Genomic DNA, 21,609 nt, shown 5'->3' on the forward strand with positions numbered 1-21,609 from the left:
CATCAGGAAGAGACTTTAATGATTCAAATCACAGCCCTTAAGCCATGGCCAGATCCACGCGGTGGTCAAATTGAACGGATTCGATTAGATAACGGCAAAGTGGCTGTTGAAGTATTAAGTCTTGGCGGCATTATCCGCGAATTATCCACCGCAGATAAACACGGTGAGCATCAAAATATCGTTTTAGGCTGTGATAGCGTTGCAGACTACCTCGGCCAGCAGGCTTATTTAGGCGCTATTGCAGGTCGATATTCTAACCGTATCGCCAACGGTAAAATGAGTTATCAAGGCACTGAATACCAATTAGATGTAAACCAAGCGACTAACTGCTTACACGGCGGTGCTGATGGCTTTCATTTAAAGCAGTGGCAAATGCAGCCACTTGAAGATGGGGTGCGATTAACGGTGACTAGCCCTGACGGTGAAATGGGCTTTCCGGGAAACTGTACAGTGCAGCTTGATTATCGATTAGAGGGGAATAACTTACTGATTGATATAGAAGCCACAGTGGATAAAGCCTGTCCGATTAGCTTAACCCAGCATAGCTACTTCAATTTAGAAGGCCCAAGCAGCAAAACCAATACTCAGCATCAGATCCAAGTCGATGCGCAGCAGTATTTACCAATGAATGATGTCGGCGTACCTGTTGCCATTAATTCAGTGACAGACAGTGATTTAGATTTATCCCAATCAACCTCATTTGCTGTGCAAACTGAGCGCGGCGCATTAACCGCGACTAATGGTTTTGATCATTGCTATGTATTGCAAAATACCCCTGACAAACTCGTGCGATTTGGTTGTATTTCAAGCCCGTTAAGCGGTCGTACCATGACCATTTATACCAACCAACCTGGCGTACAAGTTTACGGCGCTAACTTTCTTGAAGGTGCTGTAGGTTTTAATGGCGAGGTATATCAATCACATCAAGCAGTGTGTATTGAACCACAAATGCTACCGGACTCGCCTAATCAGCCAGCTTTACTGGGCGACGCTTGGATACCTGCAGGCGGGACATATCGTCACGCTAGTCGCTATGAGTTTGGCACGTTATAGAATTAGCGAAGCTTTAGAATTGATAGGCTTATAAACATAAGCTTATAAACATAAGCTTATAAATATAGGCTTATAAACAAGGTCTATTTTCAATAAAAATGGCGCTACCGAATAGGTTAGCGCCATTTTGTTACTGCCTTATCGGCAAGTCACTCATTGTTGATTCTCAATAATGATCTTAGTCGTCATTATCGTCATTCATACTCGCTTCAAAGCCAGTATCTTCAAATTCCATATCGTCATCTGCGTCCAGGACATCATCCATGGGTTCATCAGCCACCACTGGTGCTTTACTCTTTGTCACTGGCGCTGAGTCCGGCACTGAAGACAGCTCAATATGCGCTTCATGCTTTGCCATAAACTCAGCTCTTGCAGCAAGCCATGCAACATCATGCTCAGCTTTTGCCGTTTCTAGTTGTGCAGAATCAAGTTCGTGAAGGTTAACTTTAACGATATCTTCAACGTATTCACCAATGGTGTTTCTATTTACATTGAATAAATATATTCGTCCAGGTGATGCCTCTGGCAGCTCATTATCATGAATAACGATAGAAGTGCCTCTCGATGTGCGAAGCTCACCAAACCAAACTTGTTTTTTTGCTGTGTTATACATATATGCTAACGCCCTTAAATCAACACATACCTTTGATAATGCGCTATTTTTAAGCACACCGTTTAATATATAAACCATACTGCTCGCGCATGATTAATGGGGATAATTAATCAAAAAGTTCTCAAAAAATCAATCATTGTTTTATGAACTTTTTGATATTTTGAACTCGATATACCTTTTTAAAATCGAGCTTATCAATCTCGCGATTAAAAACTCTATCGTTTAAAAAACAACCAGACATTTCAAATTCAAATTTAGTTGAAAAACTTCAGCCTTCAAGTCAATAATTCAAAAAATACTGTTTCATAAATCGTCAATTGATTGAAGAGTAAAGAGTACAGAAAAGATAATCATGAAAAATCATTATATTGGATTAAATGATGTCCAAATGAATAGGCTACTTGATGATGAGTTAACAGCGCAGTTTGAACTGCTAACTAATTAGAGCACTTGATAACTGAGTAAATAGAGCATCTGAGAATAGCTTAGCGGATTAGGGCTAACCCGCTAGAACCAGAATAGAACTAAGCACTAGCACTAAGGCTGCATTAGCCCTAAATTAGTTTTAATACGATTTTACCTTGGTGCTGTCCTGATTCCATATATTGATGAGCAGCAATTACATCATCAAAATCAAAAACCTTATCGACTTTAATATTCATTTTGCCGCTATTCAATAAAGGCCATATATGTTGTTTCAGCCCTTTGGCGATTTCCGCTTTGGCTTCAATACTTTGTGGCCTTAATGTTGAACCCGTCCAGCGAATACGCTTGGCCATTAATCTAAATATATCCACCTCGGCTTTCATCCCGCGCTGCATCGCGACCGACACCATGCGGCCATCCATTGCGACGACTTTAAGATTACGGTTAACGAAATCGCCACCAGCTATATCAAAAACGACATTGACTCCTTTACCTTCTGTAGCATCAAGTATTGGCTCTACAAAATCGTGTTGATGATAATTAACGGCAAGAGTTGCTCCTTGCTCAAGGCAATACTGACATTTTTCATCGGAGCCTGAAGTCACAAACACTTTTGCGCCTAGTGCACTGGCCATTTGAATCGCTGTTGTGCCAATACCACCAGAGCCACCATGAATAAGCACGCTTTCACCGGCAACTAGTTCAGCTCTCACCACCATATTGCCCCAAACGGTAAAACAGGTCTCAGGTAAAGCTGCCGCTTGTTCAAAACTGTAACCATTGGGGATTGGCAAGCAATGACTCGCATCTGTCACAACTTGTTCGGCATAACCGCCACCCGGCACTAACGCACACACCTTATCGCCAATGCGCCATTCAGTTACTCCATCAGCCACCGCGATGACTTCACCTGCGACCTCTAAGCCTAGGATTCTACTTGCGCCCTTAGGTGCTGGGTAAGCCCCTTCTCGCTGTTTAAGATCTGGGCCATTTACCCCAGCAGCATGCACCTTTATCAACACCTGACCTTGGATCAATGGCCCAAGTTCGCTATGACTAAAAGACATCACCTCGGGACTTCCTGTTGTTTCGAATGTCACGTGTTTCATATAAAAATCCTTTTGGAGGTGTTATTTACTCTTGAGCTCGGTAAGCAATTACACAATACACACCATCAAAGTAATGATTAACTAGGATACAAACCCATTAAACTAGCCGACAATTTGTATCGATTTGGCATATAAAGGTAATAGTTATTAAACTTTATCTTATAGGGTGTCGATATAAGGTACTATATGTATCATTACGATTAACGTTACCGACTTTATCTTAATCAAAGTCTTTACCAACGAATACTTTTAATAGCGCATTTAAAGCATGGCCAGAAATTAACGCCTTGATTAGCGCTTTTACCAAACGACTAAGACTAACTGGAATTAATATCATTGTGAAAATGACACTAAAAACAGCATTAGCCAAAGTTCTATCCTATCGCACTGCATTATTGTTGTGCCTTAGCACCCTATTATCGACTTCTATTTCTGCCAAGCCTTTACTCATCGCTTCGGACATTTGGTGTCCTTATGTCTGCGAAGGTCAAACTGGCTATGTCACTGAGTTGACCCAACGCGCGTTTGCCGAAATGGATCAACCTGTTCACTTTATCTCAGTCCCTTTTAATCGTGCATTGAAAGAGGTTCAACAACATAATATTGATGCAATATTAGCGATTACTCCAGAGCATGTTTCGCAATATGACCTATTCACCGATGACATTATTATTGGTTACGCCAGCAAAGATTTTTACACAACCCCAGGTTTTGCTTGGAAATTTAATCAACTTGAAGATTTAGACACGGTTCAAGTGGGAATAATTCGAGGCTATGACTATGGTGAGCAATTAAATGAAAAAATTGCTCATTCAAACCGCTTCTATTCTGCTACTGGCAACCAACCGCTATTGATGAACCTGAAACGTCTTATTAAAGGTCGTTTTCATGTCATGATAGGCAATAAGATTGTTATTGAAGACACGGCTAAAAAGTTAGAAATTGATGACCAAATTAAATATGCGGGTAGCTTTGGTAAACCACTGCCTTTATACGTTGGCTTTAGCCAAACAAAGACCCAAGCGGCAAAAATGTTCGCTAACGGCTTACAAAAGCTAAAGCAGACCGGCGAATTTCAACAGATTTTAGATAAATACAACATAGAACAAACCGACGACACACCATTATGACAACATGATGGATTTTTAGTGCAGAAGTAACACTCAAGCACAAATAGTCGAATAAGCTTACCAGCCTCAACAATCAAATATAAACCAATGTTTATTATCAATTTAATTATAGTAGCCCTCAGAAAATCTAGCTGTTAAATTTAGCTTTCGCTGATATTAACTACAGATTTAACCTACCCCATCAAAATAAGTTACAAAATGTGTACTTTTGACACATTTGTTATCCCTAGGTGTACAATCCCATTTCGGCCTAAAGCCTCTAATTCACTACACATAAATAACTAAGCATAATAGTCTTTCGTTAAAGTTAAACGTTGCGATTAACCCCATCGTACACAGCTATTTGCCCATCGCTTTAATAAAAATATAAAAACATGTGGCACTCATGGTGTAAATCAAGTGACCACTTTGGAGCAAGCATGAAATTTTATCCTCAGGCTATCACGCTAGTATTCAGCCTATTTTGTTTACCTTGGGTAAATGCATCACCAATTGAGCAGACTAAAGGTGACTTCGAAGATAAGTTTCGTCAGCTAGAAGAAAGCCATCCGACGCCCAATGATTATCGTAACGCGGCTGGTGAGCCCGGCAAGGATTACTGGCAACAGCAAGTCGATTACAAGATTAACGTCAAATTGGATGAAACTAAGCGTCGACTTGATGCTAGCCAAACGATTACTTATCACAATAATTCACCGTATACCCTCAAATACTTGTGGCTGCAGCTAGAACAAAACCGTTTTAGTCCAGATTCAATTGCCGAGCGCAGCAGTACCTTTTCAGGACTTGGCAATAACGCCAGCGCCTCAGCAAAAGCCCAAGACAAAGCCCCTGCTAAAATCAATTTATCCACCCTACGTCGTCAGCAATTTATGCAAGATGTAGAGTTAGGCTACCAGCTTTCAAATATCACTGATGCTAAGGGTAAAGCACTTAAATACGTTATTAATGGTGCGCAAATGCGTGTGGACTTACCTAAGCCACTAAAGCCAAATCAAAGCACTAAAGTGAACATTGATTTCGCTTTTAATATTTTAGAAGAAGACGCTGTAGGCGCACGGTCAGGTTATGAGCATTTTCCTGATGATAAACGTAAAGGCGGCAACGATATCTTCCTGCTAGCCCAGTGGTTCCCTCGAGTATCTTCCTATTCAGATTATGAAGCTTGGCATAATAAGGAGTTTTTAGGTCGCGGTGAATTTACCTTAGAATTTGGTAATTACGATGTAAAAATGACCGTACCGACAGACCATATTGTGGCTGCGACAGGTGTACTGCAAAATCCTAAAAAGGTGTTAACTAAAACTCAGCGTAACCGCTTAGAAGACGCAAAAGACGCCAAACGTCCAGTATTCATTGTCTCGGCTGACGAGGCATTAACTAACGAATCAAGCACAAAGTCAGGCCAAAAAACCTGGCATTTTAAAGCCGAAAATGTACGTGACTTTGCTTGGGCTTCATCGCGCAAATTTATTTGGGATGCTAAAGGTTATCAGCAAGGTGGCGACACTATGCCAGAAGTCATGGCAATGTCTTTTTATCCCAAAGAAGGTGGCGAACTATGGGAAAAATACTCCACTGAATCTGTTATCCATACCATGGAAGTCTATTCACGCTTTACCTTTGACTATCCATATCCATCAGCCATCAGTGTAAATGGCCCTGTGGGTGGCATGGAATACCCCATGATAAGCTTTAATGGCCCACGTACCATTTTGCATGAAGACGGCACACGTAGTTATACATTATCTGAGAAACAATTCTTAATTGGAGTGGTCATTCACGAAGTGGGTCATAACTACTTCCCAATGATTGTGAACTCGGATGAACGTCAGTGGGCGTGGATGGATGAAGGTCTTAACAGCTTTTTAGACGGGGTTGCCAGTAAAGAATGGGATCCTGATTTAGCTTGGGGACGTGAACCAAGTGACATCATCGAGTACATGAAGTCTAACGTACAAGTCCCTATCATGACCCAATCAGATAGCATTCTGAAGTACGGCCCTAACGCCTACACTAAACCTGCCGCAGCACTTAATATTCTACGGGAAGTTGTATTAGGTCGTGAGCTATTCGACTTTGCTTTTCAAGAGTATTCTCGTCGCTGGGAAAACAAACGCCCGACGCCTTATGACTTTTTCCGCACCATGGAAGAAGCCTCAGGCGTGGATTTAGATTGGTTCTTCCGTGGCTGGTTTTACACCACAGATCATGTTGATATCAGCATAGATAAAGTGTACCAACTCCGTTTAGACACCAAAGATCCTGACATCGACTTTGAGCGCTTACGCCAAGAAGAAGCCGATAAGCCAACTTCCTTATTCGTTGAGAAAAATCAACAAGCTGGCATGAAACCTTGGGTTGATTTAAATGGTGATCTAGCCGATTTTCATGATGAAAACGATCGCTTTACGGTCACCAATAAAGAGCGTAATAAATACCACTCAACCCTAGCCAAACTTAAGCCATGGGAACGTAAAGCGTTAGCCAGAGCATTAGAAGAAGACAAGAACTATTATGTTATGAACTTCTCAAATATTGGCGGCCTAGTGATGCCAATATTACTGGAAATGACTTTTGCTGATGGCACGACTGAAAAGCTGACGTTACCTGCTGAAATCTGGCGCCGTTCGCCAAAGGCCGTGAGTAAATTGATTGTCACTGAAAAGTCACAGCAGCTGGTATCTGTTGAAATCGATCCAAGCTGGGAAACTGCTGACGTAGATATCGAAAATAACCATTACCCACGTCGTATCATTCCATCACGTATTGAAGCTTATAAGAGCGAAAAACGTAAAGGTAAACATCGCCGTGATGTCATGCATGACATCAACACTGAAGTGAAAGAACCTGAAGCTAAGGAATATAAAAAATAATGTCGCGACTATCCATAGTAATTACTTTTTTGTTAGTTATTGCCGCCGTATGCATGAGTGATAATAGTTGGGCACATCAGCAAAAAGAAAGTTATAGCAATGTGCTGTTTAATGAGCGCACTGGTAACTTAGAAGTGCAACACCGATTTTACTTACACGATGCTGAGCATGCAGCTAAACGTCTTTTCGATAGCCATGCAGATTTACTAAAAGAGCCGGTGAGCCGTGAAGCTTTTGCCTATTATGTGCAGGATAAATTCCATATCGCTGATGATAACCAACAAGTGATTGAGCTTAACTTTGTTGGCACTGAGGTAGAAGGTAAGTATTTATGGGTGTATCAGGAGACACAAATTAATCATCAAACCATGAGCAGTTTTTACATCAAAATGGAAAGCTTGCAAGACCTGTGGCCAAGTCAGCTTAACTACATTAATGTTGAGCGCGAAAAACAGGTCAAGTCATTAAGGCTTAGTGCAGGTGATGCTTGGCAACATTTAACGCTCGGTGAGTAAGCACTATTTTTAGTGAGCTACCACCAAGTTGTTTGTTAATAGAACTCAGCTAAAGCGCTGTTAATGACGTTATTCAAAATAAAAAAAGAGACCTTTGGGTCTCTTTTTTGCTTTAACAATTAAATGCCTCCTCTTACCTAGCGCACATTTACTTTCACAATTTGATCTAGCTCAAAAACCATGCAACTTCTGTTAAATTTTTGTTGTTTTACGTTGTCAGGTTGGCACACTGAATAGTGTAACAAACAGAAACCAACCTTGATGATGCCTATGCTTGGATAAGAGCTTTATTTATCTAAGTCATTGTCATTATTCATGTTCACAGGAGGTGGAATGAGCGGATTAGTCAAGTTGCTACAATCAATGCTCGGCAGTTTTCGAGATTTAGTACCCATCATCTTGGTGGTCAGTTTCTTTGAGATTTTTATCCTCCAACAGGCCCCTGCTAACCTGTTTTCTATTCTTGTCGGCGTCGTTTTTATTGTCTTAGGGTTGACCTTTTTTGTATTCGGCTTAGAGATGGGCCTTTTCCCTATTGGCGAATCATTGGCTCATGCACTAGCCCGTAAAGGTAGTACCTTCTGGTTAGTGGTTTTCTCGTTTGCTTTAGGCTTTGGCACCACATTAGCCGAGCCTGCTTTAACTGCGGTCGCAGCCGAAGCCGCTGAAGTGGCTGCCGAAGGTGGTGCTATCGCGGCAACGGAGCAAGCCATGGACAGTTATGCCATGGGACTACGACTAACTGTTGCAGTGTCTGTAGGGCTGGCCATATTGCTCGGGGTTATCCGCATCGTTAAAGGTTGGCCAATTCATTATTTGATCATTGGCGGCTATGTGATTGTGATGGTATTAACAAGCTTTGCCCCTGAGAACATTATCGGTATCGCCTATGATTCTGGTGGTGTTACCACCTCAACCATTACCGTTCCTTTAGTGACAGCACTGGGTGTAGGTTTAGCTACCGTCATTAAAGGCCGAAACCCTATGCTTGATGGCTTTGGGCTCATTGCCTTTGCCAGTCTGACTCCGGTCATTTTCGTCTTACTCTACGGCATGCTGCTATGAATATGACTGAAATAGATTTGAATATGACTGGAATAGATATGAATCATCAAGATTTTTTCACTCATTCTACATTTATCTCAATGGGGGAAATCAATGGTCTGGCTTAGTCAGTTATTCGACACTTTGTTGCTCACTATGCGTGATGTTATCCCTATTGCGACCATCTTATTTGGTTTTCAATTAGGCGTACTAAAACGCCCTATCGCTAACTGGAAAACGGTAGTGCTAGGTTTTGTATACGTGATTTTAGGCTTAAGTTTTTTCTTAGTCGGTCTAGAGTTAGCGCTGTTTCCTATTGGTGAAAACCTCGCTAACCAGCTGACCTCACCCAGTATTTTGCATCCTGATGGTTCTGCAGGTCCTTACCTGTGGCATGACTATTTATGGGTTTATGTATTTGCTGCAGCCATTGGTTTTAGTACCACCATTGCTGAACCTTCCTTAATTGCAGTAGCAATCAAAGCTAACGAAGTGTCAGGTGGCACTATTAGCACACAAGGCCTGCGAATTTCGGTGGCCATTGGTGTCGCATTTGGTATCTCACTAGGCTGCTTTCGAATTGTGGTCGGTGACCCAATTCATTATTACATCATGGCAGGTTATGTAGTGGTAGTGATCCAAACCTTCTTTGCACCTAAATCAATTATCCCACTTGCCTATGATTCTGGCGGGGTAACCACATCAACAGTTACCGTGCCGTTAGTTGCCGCTTTAGGCCTTGGCTTAGCTTCCAATGTGGAAGGACGAAACCCATTAATAGATGGCTTTGGCCTGATTGCCTTTGCCAGTTTATTCCCAATTATCGCTGTAATGACTTACGCCCAAATAGTGGCGTGGTTAGAGAAACGAAGCGATCAAGTTAGCGAGGAAGAAGCGGCAATTGAGCCATCAATGATTAATGAACAAAACCCAGTATCAAACCTTGAATCTATCTCAAAAAATAGAAACTAATCGATCCGTTAAGGAGTAAACCATGCGATTTAAGCTAATTATCGCGTTTGTAGATGATGTAACCACAGACACAATACTGGATGCTGCCAGAGAAGCAGGTGCGACTGGCGCAACCGTTATTAACCACGCCAGAGGCGAAGGGCTAAAGAAAAAGAAAACCTTCATGGGCTTAGGGTTAGATGTACAAAGAGATGTGATTTTATGGCTGGTAGAAGAACATATGAGCCGCCATATTTTAGAAACCATTTGCCAAGTGGGCGGTTTTAATACCAACCCAGGTCAGGGTATTGCCATTCAAATTGATGTTGAAGATGCCGTTGGTGTTGCCCACCAAGTTGAAAAGCTCACCAATGAGATTAAGGATCAAATATGAAGCCGTCGACGCCCATTAAAAACCGTGATGTTTTAATGAATCAATATGCCATGATTGACGGCATGTTAACGATCAGCGAAGCCATTGCGATAGCCGTTGAAAAAGACGTATCTATTCTAGTGGTCAATAAGCGTCATGATCATGATGAATACGGCATGTTATTACTCAGTGATATCGCCAGAAAAGTACTGGCAACCAACAAATCACCTGAACGAGTGAATGTGTATGAAATTATGATAAAACCGGTGATGTCAGTGAGTGCTGATATGGACATCCGTTATACGGCGAGGTTATTCGATCAATTCCAAATCAATAAAGCCCCTGTGGTCGAAAATAGCAACATCATTGGTTTTGTGACCTACGATGATATCGTGATAAAAGGCATGGTAAGCCAGTAAATTAGTTTGGCTATCACTGCAAGCGATAAGCAAGACCTGTCAGCCAAAGCGCCAATAAAAAAGCCTTGATGCATTTGCAATCAAGGCTTTAATTTATCAACGGTTAAGTATTTAACCTGTCATTACTGACCGATGAAATGCTGGTCTTTAAGCCAATCTAAATATTCAGGTACCGCTTGCTCAACGGTTTTAAATACATGATCGCAACCTATTGAACGCAGTAAGGTTAAATCTGCTTGCGTGTAGCTTTGGTAAGCACCTTTTAGCTTGTCAGGGAAAGGAATGTATTCAATCTCACCTTTGCCATGATACTTAACCACTGCATTAGCCACATCATTAAAGCTTTGGGCTTCACCCGTACCACAGTTAAATACACCTGATACTGACTTGTTTTGCCATAGCCAAATATTCACTTTTACGACATCTTCAACAAACACGAAGTCACGTAATTGTTGACCATCTTCATAGCCATCAACACCCGCGAATAAACGACATACGCCATTGGCTTTAATTTGATTATTAAAGTGGAAAGCCACACTAGCCATGCCGCCTTTATGTTGCTCTCTTGGGCCGTAAACATTGAAGTAACGTAGGCCTGCTACCTGAGCATTGGTGTCTTGCTGACGCACATATTGGTCAAATAAGAACTTAGAATAAGCATAAACGTTTAGCGGTTTTTCAACTTCACGCTTTTCAACAAAGGTGTCACTGCCACCATATACTGACGCTGAAGACGCATAGATAAATTGCACATCATTTGCTTGGCTATAATGCAGTAATACTTTTGAGTATTCGTAGTTGTTTTGCATCATAAATTTGCCATCCCACTCTGTGGTTGATGAACAAGCTCCCTGATGGAAAATCACTTCTAATTTCCCATCAAACTCACCCGCTTTAATGCTGGTTAAAAAGGCATCTTTATCTAGGTAATCAGCAATTTCGCAATCTGCTAAATTAAACATTTGAGTGCCATCAGTTAAATCATCAACCGCGATGATATCTGTACGACCTAACTCGTTTAGCGCTTTGACTAAATTACTACCGATAAACCCTGCGGCACCTGTAACAACGATCATAAAATTAATTCCTGTGTAATGGCGAAATGCATAAGTCGTTCATATAACATCACGCATAAACTCAATTTAATCGGTTAATCAGCACTAACTCGCTGACTGATTATCCTTTGAATAAAATGTATCTAAAAACTGCGCCGATTCCGTCGCAACTTTTTCAAAATCAATTAACGCCATATTGCGGCCAGTTCTTTTTCCAACTGGCGGCGTATAAGCTAAACGGCGGTCATCAGCGGATAGTGATTGCCAGCGAATATGCGGCGCCGAGCGTCTCCCCGCATAAAAGCCAACAGTTGGCACATTATGAAGGCCAGCCAAATGTAATGGTCCAGTAGAACCTGCAATAAACATATCAGCAGCAACTAAGGATTCGGCAAATTCACTCAAGCTAGGCAATGGTTTGGCTTTTTCAACTTTGATGCCTTTTTTCGATAAAAGTTCGACCATCTCTTGTGCCAACACTTCTTCTTCACCGCTGTATGTGATCACAAAGCGGCAATCTAATTTAGTGCGGTCATTGATATCAATCAGCAAATTAGAAAAAGACTCAACTGGCACACCGCCTGAAGAACCGCCAGTCCCAGGATGAGCGAAAATCAGCTTTTCATCACCTTGCTTATTATAATAATCCTGCCAATGCGCTTTTTTACTGCTCATATCCCAAAAAGGTCGTTTCACTTCAGGGATATCGTAATTGTGCTGTTTGAGAAAGTACTCAACGACATTGCAAGCTCTTCGCCATACTGAAATACCTTTTTGGTATTGGGCGTTGGTTCTGTGTTTATAAAGATATTGATACCAATTCAGCGTAGGTACTAACTTATAAGGAATATTGGCTGGTTTTAATAGCTTATAAACACGGTACTGTGACAAGGAAACAATAGCAGCATCATAGCCTTGTTCTTTTATCAGCTGGGCAATAGCGTCATCATCACCTGTATCGATTAAAACGTTATCCACATGCGGACATGCCTCTGCAAAGCTCTTGACTACTGGGGCGACAAATACGTCAATTTTCACACTAGGTATTGCCTGTTTTAACATGCTAAGTGCCGGCCACTTCGTGGTGAAGTCACCAATTTTATCATGTCGAACATACAGGATTTTTTTCATTAATTTGGGCCTTTAATACACTTTTCTATAACTTAGCGACTGCACAACATGGGTTGCATTGAGTCATTTTATACCAAGTAAGAGTAGTAAACACGTTAGCGCAGCAAAACTTGTCGGCTTAAAATAAAAAAATCCCTGCATAACAGGGATTAATTATAACTTAAGTGATGATTCTCACTGTGAATTAAAACGGGATATCGTCATCCCAGTCTCCACCTAAATCAGGTGTAGTATTTTGTGGCTGAGGTGTTGGTGCTGGACGCTGTGCAGGAGCTGACTGCTGCTGGAAACCACCTTGCTGTTGTGCAGGTTGTTGGAATCCACCTTGCTGCTGTTGAGCTGGCGCAGGGCGCTGTGCTGGTGCAGACTGCTGCTGACCGTAACCACCACTTTGCTGCTGTTGAGCTGGCGCTTGTGGCTTAGGCGTGTAAGCAGGTTTTTGAGCCGCTTGCTGTTGAGCTGGTTGTTGGTAACCGCCTTGAGACTGTTGCTGTTGGCCGTAACCACCGCCCTGCTGAGGAGCACTTTGCTGCGGAGCATTACCACCAAAGTTTTGACCTTGGTTCATGCCGCCTTGTTGACCGCCTTGACCACGGCTATCAAGCATTTGCATTTCCATCGCATTGATTTCAGTCTTGTAGCGATCTTGACCAGTAGTCTGATCTTGCCACTTGCTGGTTTGCAATTTACCTTCTAAGTAAACTTTAGAACCTTTTTTCAGGTATTCACCAGCTACTTCAGCTAAACGACGGTACATAACAATGTTATGCCATTCAGTACGTTCTTGCTGCTGACCTTGTTGGTCTTTCCAAGACTCACTCGTTGCCACAGTAAAGTTAGCGACGGCGTTACCATTTGGCATGTAACGAACCTCTGGGTCCTTTCCTAGGTTACCGACCAAAATTACTTTATTCACACCACGACTGGCCATTGAAATCTCCTGCGATTTACCATGTTCTAAATTTAATTACGTTCAAATTTTGTTGAATCAATTATGCCATTTTATGGTTACTGAAACATCAGCTACCCCACAAAAAAGACCAAATTAATTCTTAGCTGACAGAGCCTAACACAGCTCGGGCTTCTCTTAAATCGAATTGATCATCTACTTTTAAATAAGCTGCTTTCTCTTCTATCACCACAATCGCTTCAGCTACGCCTGCAAGCTGTGATAGCTGGGTCGCCATATCTTGAGCATGATTTCTATCTTTCGCTTCTGCTTCAAGTGTATAGCTTTTTAGCAGTACAGGTTTTTCCATACCGATGGTTAATAACAGCCAAACAAACATCAGCGCTAATGCCACAAAAAATACCCCTGAAGCGCCAACTAATTGATAGGCACCACCGCCTAACATACCACCACAAAATGCACCTAAGAACTGGCTTGTAGAATAGACGCCCATGGCAGAACCTTTATCACCCATAGGACAGAATTTGGCTATAAGGCTAGGTAGCGAGGCTTCTAAATAATTAAAACCTGTAAAAAACAATACAACGGCACCACTCAGTACCCATAAATTATCGGCGTAGAATCCCATGGCGGCTAACGCTAGCATCATAATCATTAGCGATATTTGGAACATAGTTTTGGTATTGTTGCGCTTAACCCCGATGATGATCAAAGGCACCATTAAAAAGAACGCGCCCACAAAAGCGGGGAAATACAACATCCAGTGTTTCTCTTTCACTAGACCCGCGTCGACTAAATCTAGTGGCAATGCAACAAACACAGCAGTTAATACTAAATGAAGAATAAAGATACCCGCATCTAAGCGGAACAGCTGCGGATCCATTAACATGCGTTTTAGCTTGGTAGGCGTTGCAACGGTATCGCCTTTAGGCGCTTGAGAAACTGGGTTTGGCACTAAAACTTGCACAATGACCATGCCAAGCACAGCAAGTATTGCGGTTAAGAAAAACAGTCCTTCAAGACCTGCATACTGAGCAACGATGGGCCCAGCAAGTAGCGATAACGCGAAAGAGAAACCGATACACATTCCAATAATCGCCATCACTTTGGTGCGCTGCTCGTCACGAGTTAAATCAGCTGCCAATGCTAAAACTGCAGCGGCAATCGCACCCATACCTTGCAGTGCTCGGCCGAACACCACGCCGTAAATATGATCCGACATTGCAGCGACAATACTACCGATAGCAAAAATGACTAAGCCGCCTAGAATGATCGGCTTGCGACCATATTTATCAGACAACATGCCCATTGGGATTTGTAAACAGGCTTGAGTTAATCCATAAGCACCAATGGCAATCCCGACCCATAATGGCGAGAATCCTTCCAAATGTTGGCCGTAAAGCGCAAACACGGGCATGATCATAAATAAGCCCATCATTCGTAAGCCAAACACGCTAGCTAACGAAAATGCGACTTTCTTTTCAATGCCGGATAGTCCATTTTTGGCCATTCAATTGCCCTTAATACTGTATCGATAAAAAATTTTGAGTTGCGCATATTATCACAGCGTCCTAATTTAGCTCAAAAGGAATAATGAACCAAGGTACAACTGTTTATCGTATTTGCTAATGAAGTTAAACAAACAGGTTATAATGTGTTTCATGTCCCAGTTCGTTTTTATTCCATTTAGGTTAAAAAACACCTTAAACAAGGATAAATTTAACCCTATACAACACTGTATGAAATACTGTATAAATACAGTGTAAAATCTAGACATTAACAAATGTACTTAGATAAAAATAGCGTTAAACCCATTTTTAACTCGATAGCACTCGCCTCCGTCTTGAGCCATGGCTATCGAGTACAACATCAGAGTGAAGAATGGATACCATTGAAATCCGCGGTGCACGAACCCACAACTTAAAAAACTTTGACCTAAAGATTCCACGTGACAAATTGATTGTCATCACAGGTTTATCAGGGTCAGGAAAATCATCATTAGCCTTTGATACCTTATATGCCGAAGGTCAGCGCCGCTACGTTGAATCACTATCTGCCTATGCGCGCCAATTTTTAAGTTTAATGGAGAAGCCTGATGTTGATCATATCGAAGGCTTAAGTCCTGCGATTTCAATTGAACAAAAGTCCACTTCACATAACCCACGTTCAACCGTGGGTACCATCACCGAGATTTATGATTATTTGCGACTCTTGTTTGCCCGAGTTGGCGAGCCTCGCTGCCCAACTCACGGACAAGCATTAGCAGCGCAAACTGTCAGTCAAATGGTCGATAAAGTATTGGAACTGCCAGAAGGCAGTCGCCAAATGTTATTAGCCCCAGTGGTTAAAGCCCGTAAAGGTGAACACGTTAAGCTACTCGAAAGTTTAGCGGCGCAGGGCTACGTTCGTGCTCGGATCGATGGTGATGTGTGTGATTTATCCGACCCACCAACGCTTGATTTACATGTTAAGCACACCATCGAAGTGGTAGTTGACCGTTTCAAAGTGCGTGATGATTTAAAGCAGCGTTTAGCTGAGTCATTTGAAACCACGCTAGAGATGTCTGGCGGCATTGCTGTTGTGGCAGATATGGCAGGTGAAGCAGAAGAAACCGTTTTCTCGGCTAATTTTGCTTGCCCACATTGTGGCTATTCAATGGCTGAACTTGAGCCACGTATTTTCTCATTCAATAACCCAGCAGGTGCCTGTCAAACCTGTGATGGTTTAGGGGTACAACAGTACTTTGATGCAGACAGAGTGATCACCAATGGTGAATTATCGTTAGCAGGCGGCGCGATTCGTGGCTGGGATAAACGTAACTTTTACTACTTCCAAATGCTCAGCTCATTAGCCGAGCATTATAAGTTTGATGTTGAAACACCATTTCAGCAACTCACAGACAAAGTCCAAAAAATTGTCCTTCATGGTTCGGGTAAGCAAAGCATTGCATTCAAATACATTAACGATCGCGGCGATGTAGTGATCCGTAATCATCCCTTTGAAGGGATTTTGAATAATATGGATCGCCGATACCGCGAAACTGAAAGTAATTCAGTGCGCGATGAGCTATCTAAATTCATTAATACCCAATCGTGTAAAAGTTGTGGCGGCTCACGTCTTCGCGAAGAAGCACGTAATGTATTTATCGGCGATCTAACTTTGCCGCAATTAACTGAGTGGTCAATTGGCGAAGCCATGGGCTACTTCAAAGACATTAATTTCACAGGTCAAAAAGCACAAATTGCTGAAAAGATTTTAAAAGAAGTCGGAGACAGACTTGGATTCTTAGTCAATGTTGGCCTTAACTACCTTAGTTTAGACCGCTCAGCAGATACCCTTTCAGGTGGTGAAGCTCAGCGTATTCGATTAGCAAGCCAAATTGGCGCTGGGCTTGTGGGTGTGATGTACGTGCTCGATGAACCTTCTATTGGTCTGCATCAACGTGATAATGAGCGCTTACTCAAAACCCTGATCCACCTGCGTGATTTAGGTAACACGGTTATCGTGGTTGAGCATGATGAAGATGCTATCCGCATGGCGGATCACGTGATTGATATCGGCCCAGGTGCTGGTGTTCACGGCGGCGAAGTGATTTGTTCTGGTGGTTTAAAAGACATTATTGAGTGTGAAGAGTCAATTACTGGTCAATACATTTCAGGTAAGAAACAAATTCATGTGAGCGAGCAGCGCACGCCGATGGATCCGAAAAAGGTCATTGAACTTTGCGGCGCTACAGGCAACAACTTAAAAAATGTCGATTTAACTATCCCTATTGGTTTGTTCACCTGTGTCACCGGTGTATCAGGTTCAGGTAAGTCGACTCTGATTAATGACACCTTCTATAAAATTGCTCACCGTATGTTAAACGGGGCAACCATTGACGAGCCTGCAGCGCATAAAAGCATTAAAGGTATGGATCAATGTGACAAGGTGGTCGATATTGATCAAAGCCCAATTGGCCGAACACCACGTTCAAATCCGGCTACTTATACCGGCATATTCACCCCAATTCGTGAGCTATTTGCAGCAACCCAAGAGTCGAGAAGCCGCGGTTATTTGCCAGGGCGTTTCTCATTCAACGTAAAAGGCGGACGCTGCGAAGCTTGTCAGGGTGATGGCCTGATTAAAGTAGAGATGCATTTCTTACCCGATGTCTATGTGCCATGTGATTCATGTAAAGGGAAGCGTTACAACCGCGAAACCTTGGATGTGAAATACAAAGGTAAAAACATTCATGAAGTGCTGCAGATGACCATTGAAGAAGCTCGCGTATTCTTTGATCCGATTCCTGCTATCGCGCGCAAACTACAAACCCTAGTTGATGTTGGTTTATCCTATATTTGCCTAGGTCAAAGCGCCACGACATTGTCAGGTGGTGAAGCTCAGCGAGTAAAGCTGTCTAAAGAGTTATCCAAACGTGATACCGGTAAAACCCTGTATATTCTCGATGAGCCCACCACAGGTTTGCACTTTGCCGATATTCAATTGCTATTAGATGTATTGCATAGATTGAAAGCCAAGGGTAATACTATTGTGGTGATTGAACACAATTTAGATGTGATTAAAACCGCAGACTGGATTGTCGATTTAGGCCCTGAAGGTGGTTCTGGTGGCGGTATGATTTTAGTCAGTGGCACACCGGAAGATGTCGCCAAAAATACCGAATCACATACTGCACATTTCTTGAAACCATTATTAGATAAAATGCCTGCAGTTACACAAGCTAAAGTTAAAAAAGCACCGGCGAAAAAAGCGGCAGCCAAGAAAACAGTTAAAAAGGTTGCTGCAAAAACGGATAAATAAAGATGCTAATCTAGTTAACTCAAGTCGGCTTAATCTTATGGGATGATTAGCCAGAGGATATGAAATGGATTTTCAATTAGCGGCTCTGGTGTTAGTTCTAGCCGCCACATTTGCTCTGTCGGTAATGTTAGCATTAGTGATGACTCAACTTTTTGTACGCTATTTAGCTCAAAAAGTTGAGTTTATCCGCCTTACATCAGCTGAAATAGCGTGCAGTACACCAATCTTGCTCAAAGCAAATATCTCCCTTTTAAAACCACCTGCATTATTACCGCTACTTTTTACTTTCGCCATAACTGGCTGCGCTACGCAAAATTGTGGTAACAATCCTGTCAATCATTGGAGTAATCAAAGTCAATTACTCGATGATATCCGCATTTTAAGCAGTAAAAAATACGAAGGTAGGAAAACTGCAACTCATGGCGCTGAACTTAGCCGAGAATATATCAAACAACGGTTTAGCGAGCTCAATCTCACTCCTTGGCAATATGACTTCGACGTGCCCTTCACTTATCGATTTAATTTTTCCAATAAACAAGGCATTAATGTCATTGCCACCATCAAGGCTCAAAATGAAACCGATCGCTGGCGTGTAATCACCGCCCATTACGATCACTTAGGTAAAAAGGGCAACAAAGTCTTTGCTGGCGCTGATGATAATGCTTCTGGCGTCGCCGCTATGCTCGCGATAGCAGAGCATTGGCACAAGCAAGGCAATCAAAACGTAAACTTGATGCTCGTCGCAACCGACGCTGAAGAGACAGGATTGTTCGGTTCGTACGCCCTAGTTGAACAGTTAACGGCGGCAGCTAACATGCAAGTCGAAATGTCGTTAAATCTCGACATGATTGGGAATCCTTCCCGCCCTAAAGCCATATATATAGAAGGTGAGAAAAATTTAACTGAATTTAATCAGCTAAAAACTCAACTCCAAGACTATAATCAATTATGTATTCGAGAGAGCCGTTCGCGAATGAAAAACGGCAGCATGGTAAAGATAGATTGGTTGCGTGCTTCGGACCATTATCCGTTCCACAAAGTTGGCATCCCTTGGTTGTACTTAGGGGTTCCAACACATAAACAATATCACACCATCGACGATACAATAGATACAATAGATATTGGCTTTTTAGCGGCAGTAACAGAAACCGCATTTGAATTAGTCTCAGTGAATAAGCAACAAATTGCTTTTCAATAATCAGGCCAATTTTAAAAAGTTATTGAAAATATATAGTCATATGGGTGAAAGCTTGCTATAATATCGCCCCTTTGACGCGGGAAATCGACACGGGGTTGATTTTCTGTCTGTGAAACTTTAGCGCGAATGCCACTAAATTCGTGCATACCCACAAGGCTACAACTCAATGTCATCCGATGAAAGAACTTTCCGCGAACTTGGTTTATCCGAGAATTTGCTTCGTGCCCTTGACGATCTAGGTTACGAAAAACCAACTCCAATTCAGTCTGCAAGTATCGACCCGCTAATGGCTGGTAAAGATATTTTAGGTCAAGCTCAAACTGGTACTGGTAAAACAGGTGCATTCGCACTGCCTTTACTAAACAGTGTTGACCAAAAGCTGAACGCTCCTCAAATCCTAGTGCTTGCACCAACTCGTGAACTTGCCGTTCAGGTTGCTGAAGCATTTGGTAGCTACGCTAAACACATGAAAGGCTTCCATGTACTACCTATTTACGGTGGTCAAAGCATGCATCAACAATTAAGTGCGCTACGTCGTGGCCCACAAGTTGTTGTTGGTACGCCTGGTCGTGTTATGGACCACATGCGTCGCGGTACTTTAAAATTAGATTCATTAAAAGCATTAGTGCTTGATGAAGCTGATGAAATGTTAAAAATGGGCTTTATCGACGATATCGAATGGGTATTAGAACATAAGCCTGAAAACAGCCAACTTGCACTTTTCTCTGCGACCATGCCAGAGCAAATTAAGCGCGTTGCTAACAAGCATTTATCAGATCCTGTTCATATCAGCATCTCAACCACTAACTCAACTGTTAAGTCTATTGACCAACGTTTTGTTCAAGTGTCTCAACACAACAAGCTTGAAGCTTTAGTTCGTGTATTAGAAGTTGAAAATACTGAAGGTATTATCATCTTCGTTCGTACTCGTAACAGCTGTGTTGAATTAGCTGAGAAACTAGAAGCCCGTGGTTACGCTTCATCGCCATTACATGGTGACATGAACCAACAAGCACGTGAGCGTGCTGTTGAACAGCTTAAGCGTGGCAAGCTAGATATCCTTATTGCTACTGACGTTGCGGCCCGTGGTCTTGACGTTGAACGTATCGGACACGTAGTAAACTACGATATCCCATATGATTCAGAAGCATACGTACACCGTATTGGCCGTACAGGTCGTGCTGGTCGTACAGGTATGGCGATTCTTTTCGTAACAAACCGCGAAATGCGTATGTTACGTACCATTGAGCGTGCGACTTCAAGCCGCATTTCGCCAATGAAAGTACCAAGCCCTGAAACTGTTGCAGAGCGTCGTTTATCTCGTTTAGGCGAGCAAATTCAAGAAACCATTAACGGTGACTTAGATTTCATGAAGAACGCTGTTGCAGAATTATGTCAACAACTAGAAATCGATACTGATTTATTGGCTGCTGCATTATTACAACAAGTTCAAGCTGAGCGTCCATTACAACTTCCTGCGATTCAAGAGCGTCAACGTGACTCTCGAGATAGCAGAGATCGTGACAATGGCCGTGAGCGTCCACGTCGTGATTCACGTGGTGGTCGTCCACAACCAACAAGCTTTGGTAGTGCTGAAGGCTTAAAAGATAAGCCAGATGTTAAGATGTGCCGCTACGTAATCGAAGTAGGTCGTGATAATGGTGTTGGTGTAGGTAACATCGTTGGCGCTATTGCTAACGAAGCAAACATCGACAGCCAGTTCATTGGTCAAATTCAATTATTTGATCAAGTAACTTCAATTGACTTGCCAGACGGTATGCCAAAAGATGTTCTGACTCATTTACGTAAAGTACGTGTATGTGGCAAGCCTCTAAACATTAAAGAAGCTAGCGATACCGCTTTCCCTGAGCAAAGCGACCGTCCACGCCGTCCACGTAATGACCGCCCTCGTGGTGACAGACCTCGTGGAGATCGTAATGATCGTCCACGCGGTGACCGTCCTCGCGGCGATCGTCCACGTAAGCCTCGCGATAGCGAGTAAT

General features: G+C 42.4%; 17 protein-coding genes. 11 read left to right on the top strand and 6 right to left on the bottom strand.

The window, feature by feature from the left end; all coding sequences use genetic code 11:
• Positions 1-18 precede the first annotated feature (18 nt).
• Positions 19-1,053 carry an aldose epimerase family protein gene (locus AC0L4E_RS16370; RefSeq protein ID WP_473680214.1) on the top strand — a complete coding sequence of 345 codons (1,035 nt, stop codon included), beginning with the start codon at positions 19-21 and terminating at the stop codon, positions 1,051-1,053.
• A gap of 178 nt (positions 1,054-1,231) precedes the next feature.
• Here AC0L4E_RS16370 and AC0L4E_RS16375 read toward each other — a convergent pair whose 3' ends face one another.
• Positions 1,232-1,666 (bottom strand): hypothetical protein, encoded by a 435-nt coding sequence (locus AC0L4E_RS16375; RefSeq protein WP_473680216.1) that lies wholly within the window; start codon positions 1,664-1,666, stop codon positions 1,232-1,234.
• Between the two features lie 554 nt (positions 1,667-2,220).
• Complete coding sequence (locus AC0L4E_RS16380; RefSeq protein ID WP_473680218.1) at positions 2,221-3,201, bottom strand: NAD(P)H-quinone oxidoreductase; 981 nt, start codon at positions 3,199-3,201, stop codon at positions 2,221-2,223.
• 344 nt (positions 3,202-3,545) lie between these two features.
• On the opposite strand from AC0L4E_RS16380, the gene AC0L4E_RS16385 reads away from it, so the two are divergent.
• The 7 genes from AC0L4E_RS16385 to AC0L4E_RS16415 all read left to right on the top strand — a co-directional run bounded on the left by AC0L4E_RS16385 (position 3,546) and on the right by AC0L4E_RS16415 (position 10,509).
• Positions 3,546-4,331: a substrate-binding periplasmic protein gene (locus tag AC0L4E_RS16385; RefSeq protein WP_473681716.1), complete on the top strand. Its 786-nt coding sequence runs from the start codon at positions 3,546-3,548 to the stop codon at positions 4,329-4,331.
• 419 nt (positions 4,332-4,750) lie between these two features.
• Positions 4,751-7,207: a M1 family metallopeptidase gene (locus tag AC0L4E_RS16390; RefSeq protein WP_473680220.1), complete on the top strand. Its 2,457-nt coding sequence runs from the start codon at positions 4,751-4,753 to the stop codon at positions 7,205-7,207.
• Positions 7,207-7,722, top strand: a complete 516-nt coding sequence (locus AC0L4E_RS16395) for a DUF6702 family protein (protein ID WP_473680222.1) — start codon at positions 7,207-7,209, stop codon at positions 7,720-7,722. The genes AC0L4E_RS16390 and AC0L4E_RS16395 overlap by 1 nt, the downstream gene beginning before the upstream one ends.
• A gap of 333 nt (positions 7,723-8,055) precedes the next feature.
• Entirely contained in the window at positions 8,056-8,787 is a 732-nt protein-coding gene (locus AC0L4E_RS16400) for a DUF1538 family protein (protein ID WP_473680224.1), read from the top strand.
• Positions 8,788-8,880: 93 nt separating this feature from the next.
• Complete coding sequence (locus AC0L4E_RS16405; protein ID WP_473680226.1) at positions 8,881-9,738, top strand: DUF1538 domain-containing protein; 858 nt, start codon at positions 8,881-8,883, stop codon at positions 9,736-9,738.
• A 22-nt stretch (positions 9,739-9,760) separates the two neighbouring features.
• Complete coding sequence (locus AC0L4E_RS16410) at positions 9,761-10,111, top strand: P-II family nitrogen regulator (RefSeq protein ID WP_473680228.1); 351 nt, start codon at positions 9,761-9,763, stop codon at positions 10,109-10,111.
• Complete coding sequence (locus AC0L4E_RS16415; RefSeq protein WP_220754113.1) at positions 10,108-10,509, top strand: CBS domain-containing protein; 402 nt, start codon at positions 10,108-10,110, stop codon at positions 10,507-10,509. The genes AC0L4E_RS16410 and AC0L4E_RS16415 overlap by 4 nt, the downstream gene beginning before the upstream one ends.
• Before the next feature lie 122 nt (positions 10,510-10,631).
• Here AC0L4E_RS16415 and rfaD read toward each other — a convergent pair whose 3' ends face one another.
• The 4 genes from rfaD to AC0L4E_RS16435 form a co-directional block, all read right to left on the bottom strand.
• A complete protein-coding gene (gene rfaD / locus AC0L4E_RS16420) occupies positions 10,632-11,585 on the bottom strand; it encodes an ADP-glyceromanno-heptose 6-epimerase (protein WP_473680231.1) in 954 nt (317 codons plus the stop codon).
• Between the two features lie 84 nt (positions 11,586-11,669).
• Complete coding sequence (locus tag AC0L4E_RS16425) at positions 11,670-12,695, bottom strand: glycosyltransferase family 9 protein (protein ID WP_473680233.1); 1,026 nt, start codon at positions 12,693-12,695, stop codon at positions 11,670-11,672.
• 184 nt (positions 12,696-12,879) lie between these two features.
• Positions 12,880-13,626, bottom strand: coding sequence for a single-stranded DNA-binding protein (locus AC0L4E_RS16430; protein ID WP_473680235.1), 747 nt, complete (start codon positions 13,624-13,626; stop codon positions 12,880-12,882).
• 121 nt (positions 13,627-13,747) lie between these two features.
• Positions 13,748-15,115: an MFS transporter gene (locus tag AC0L4E_RS16435; protein ID WP_473680237.1), complete on the bottom strand. Its 1,368-nt coding sequence runs from the start codon at positions 15,113-15,115 to the stop codon at positions 13,748-13,750.
• Between the two features lie 371 nt (positions 15,116-15,486).
• On the opposite strand from AC0L4E_RS16435, the gene uvrA reads away from it, so the two are divergent.
• The 3 genes from uvrA (at position 15,487) to AC0L4E_RS16450 (ending at position 21,608) form a co-directional block, all read left to right on the top strand.
• Positions 15,487-18,408, top strand: coding sequence for an excinuclease ABC subunit UvrA (uvrA, locus tag AC0L4E_RS16440; RefSeq protein WP_473680239.1), 2,922 nt, complete (start codon positions 15,487-15,489; stop codon positions 18,406-18,408).
• Between the two features lie 64 nt (positions 18,409-18,472).
• The gene (locus AC0L4E_RS16445) at positions 18,473-19,606 is read left to right on the top strand and encodes a M20/M25/M40 family metallo-hydrolase (RefSeq protein WP_473680241.1); all 1,134 of its coding nucleotides are present in this window, start codon (positions 18,473-18,475) and stop codon (positions 19,604-19,606) included.
• A gap of 166 nt (positions 19,607-19,772) precedes the next feature.
• Entirely contained in the window at positions 19,773-21,608 is a 1,836-nt protein-coding gene (locus AC0L4E_RS16450) for a DEAD/DEAH box helicase (RefSeq protein WP_473680243.1), read from the top strand.
• Position 21,609: the final 1 nt, after the last annotated feature.

Source organism: Shewanella sp. GJ50-10 (genome assembly GCF_055808815.1).

Excerpts from the sequence above, each read along its gene's own strand:
- AC0L4E_RS16395 (WP_473680222.1), top strand. The coding sequence starts at position 7,207 with ATGTCGCGACTATCCATAGTAATTACTTTTTTGTTAGTTATTGCCGCC.
- uvrA (WP_473680239.1), top strand. The coding sequence starts at position 15,487 with ATGGATACCATTGAAATCCGCGGTGCACGAACCCACAACTTAAAAAAC.
- rfaD (WP_473680231.1), bottom strand. The coding sequence starts at position 11,585 with ATGATCGTTGTTACAGGTGCCGCAGGGTTTATCGGTAGTAATTTAGTC.
- AC0L4E_RS16375 (WP_473680216.1), bottom strand. The coding sequence starts at position 1,666 with ATGTATAACACAGCAAAAAAACAAGTTTGGTTTGGTGAGCTTCGCACA.
- AC0L4E_RS16390 (WP_473680220.1), top strand. The coding sequence starts at position 4,751 with ATGAAATTTTATCCTCAGGCTATCACGCTAGTATTCAGCCTATTTTGT.
- AC0L4E_RS16425 (WP_473680233.1), bottom strand. The coding sequence starts at position 12,695 with ATGAAAAAAATCCTGTATGTTCGACATGATAAAATTGGTGACTTCACC.
- AC0L4E_RS16385 (WP_473681716.1), top strand. The coding sequence starts at position 3,546 with ATGACACTAAAAACAGCATTAGCCAAAGTTCTATCCTATCGCACTGCA.
- AC0L4E_RS16435 (WP_473680237.1), bottom strand. The coding sequence starts at position 15,115 with ATGGCCAAAAATGGACTATCCGGCATTGAAAAGAAAGTCGCATTTTCG.
- AC0L4E_RS16405 (WP_473680226.1), top strand. The coding sequence starts at position 8,881 with ATGGTCTGGCTTAGTCAGTTATTCGACACTTTGTTGCTCACTATGCGT.
- AC0L4E_RS16410 (WP_473680228.1), top strand. The coding sequence starts at position 9,761 with ATGCGATTTAAGCTAATTATCGCGTTTGTAGATGATGTAACCACAGAC.
- AC0L4E_RS16430 (WP_473680235.1), bottom strand. The coding sequence starts at position 13,626 with ATGGCCAGTCGTGGTGTGAATAAAGTAATTTTGGTCGGTAACCTAGGA.
- AC0L4E_RS16445 (WP_473680241.1), top strand. The coding sequence starts at position 18,473 with ATGGATTTTCAATTAGCGGCTCTGGTGTTAGTTCTAGCCGCCACATTT.
- AC0L4E_RS16400 (WP_473680224.1), top strand. The coding sequence starts at position 8,056 with ATGAGCGGATTAGTCAAGTTGCTACAATCAATGCTCGGCAGTTTTCGA.
- AC0L4E_RS16450 (WP_473680243.1), top strand. The coding sequence starts at position 19,773 with ATGTCATCCGATGAAAGAACTTTCCGCGAACTTGGTTTATCCGAGAAT.
- AC0L4E_RS16415 (WP_220754113.1), top strand. The coding sequence starts at position 10,108 with ATGAAGCCGTCGACGCCCATTAAAAACCGTGATGTTTTAATGAATCAA.
- AC0L4E_RS16370 (WP_473680214.1), top strand. The coding sequence starts at position 19 with ATGATTCAAATCACAGCCCTTAAGCCATGGCCAGATCCACGCGGTGGT.
- AC0L4E_RS16380 (WP_473680218.1), bottom strand. The coding sequence starts at position 3,201 with ATGAAACACGTGACATTCGAAACAACAGGAAGTCCCGAGGTGATGTCT.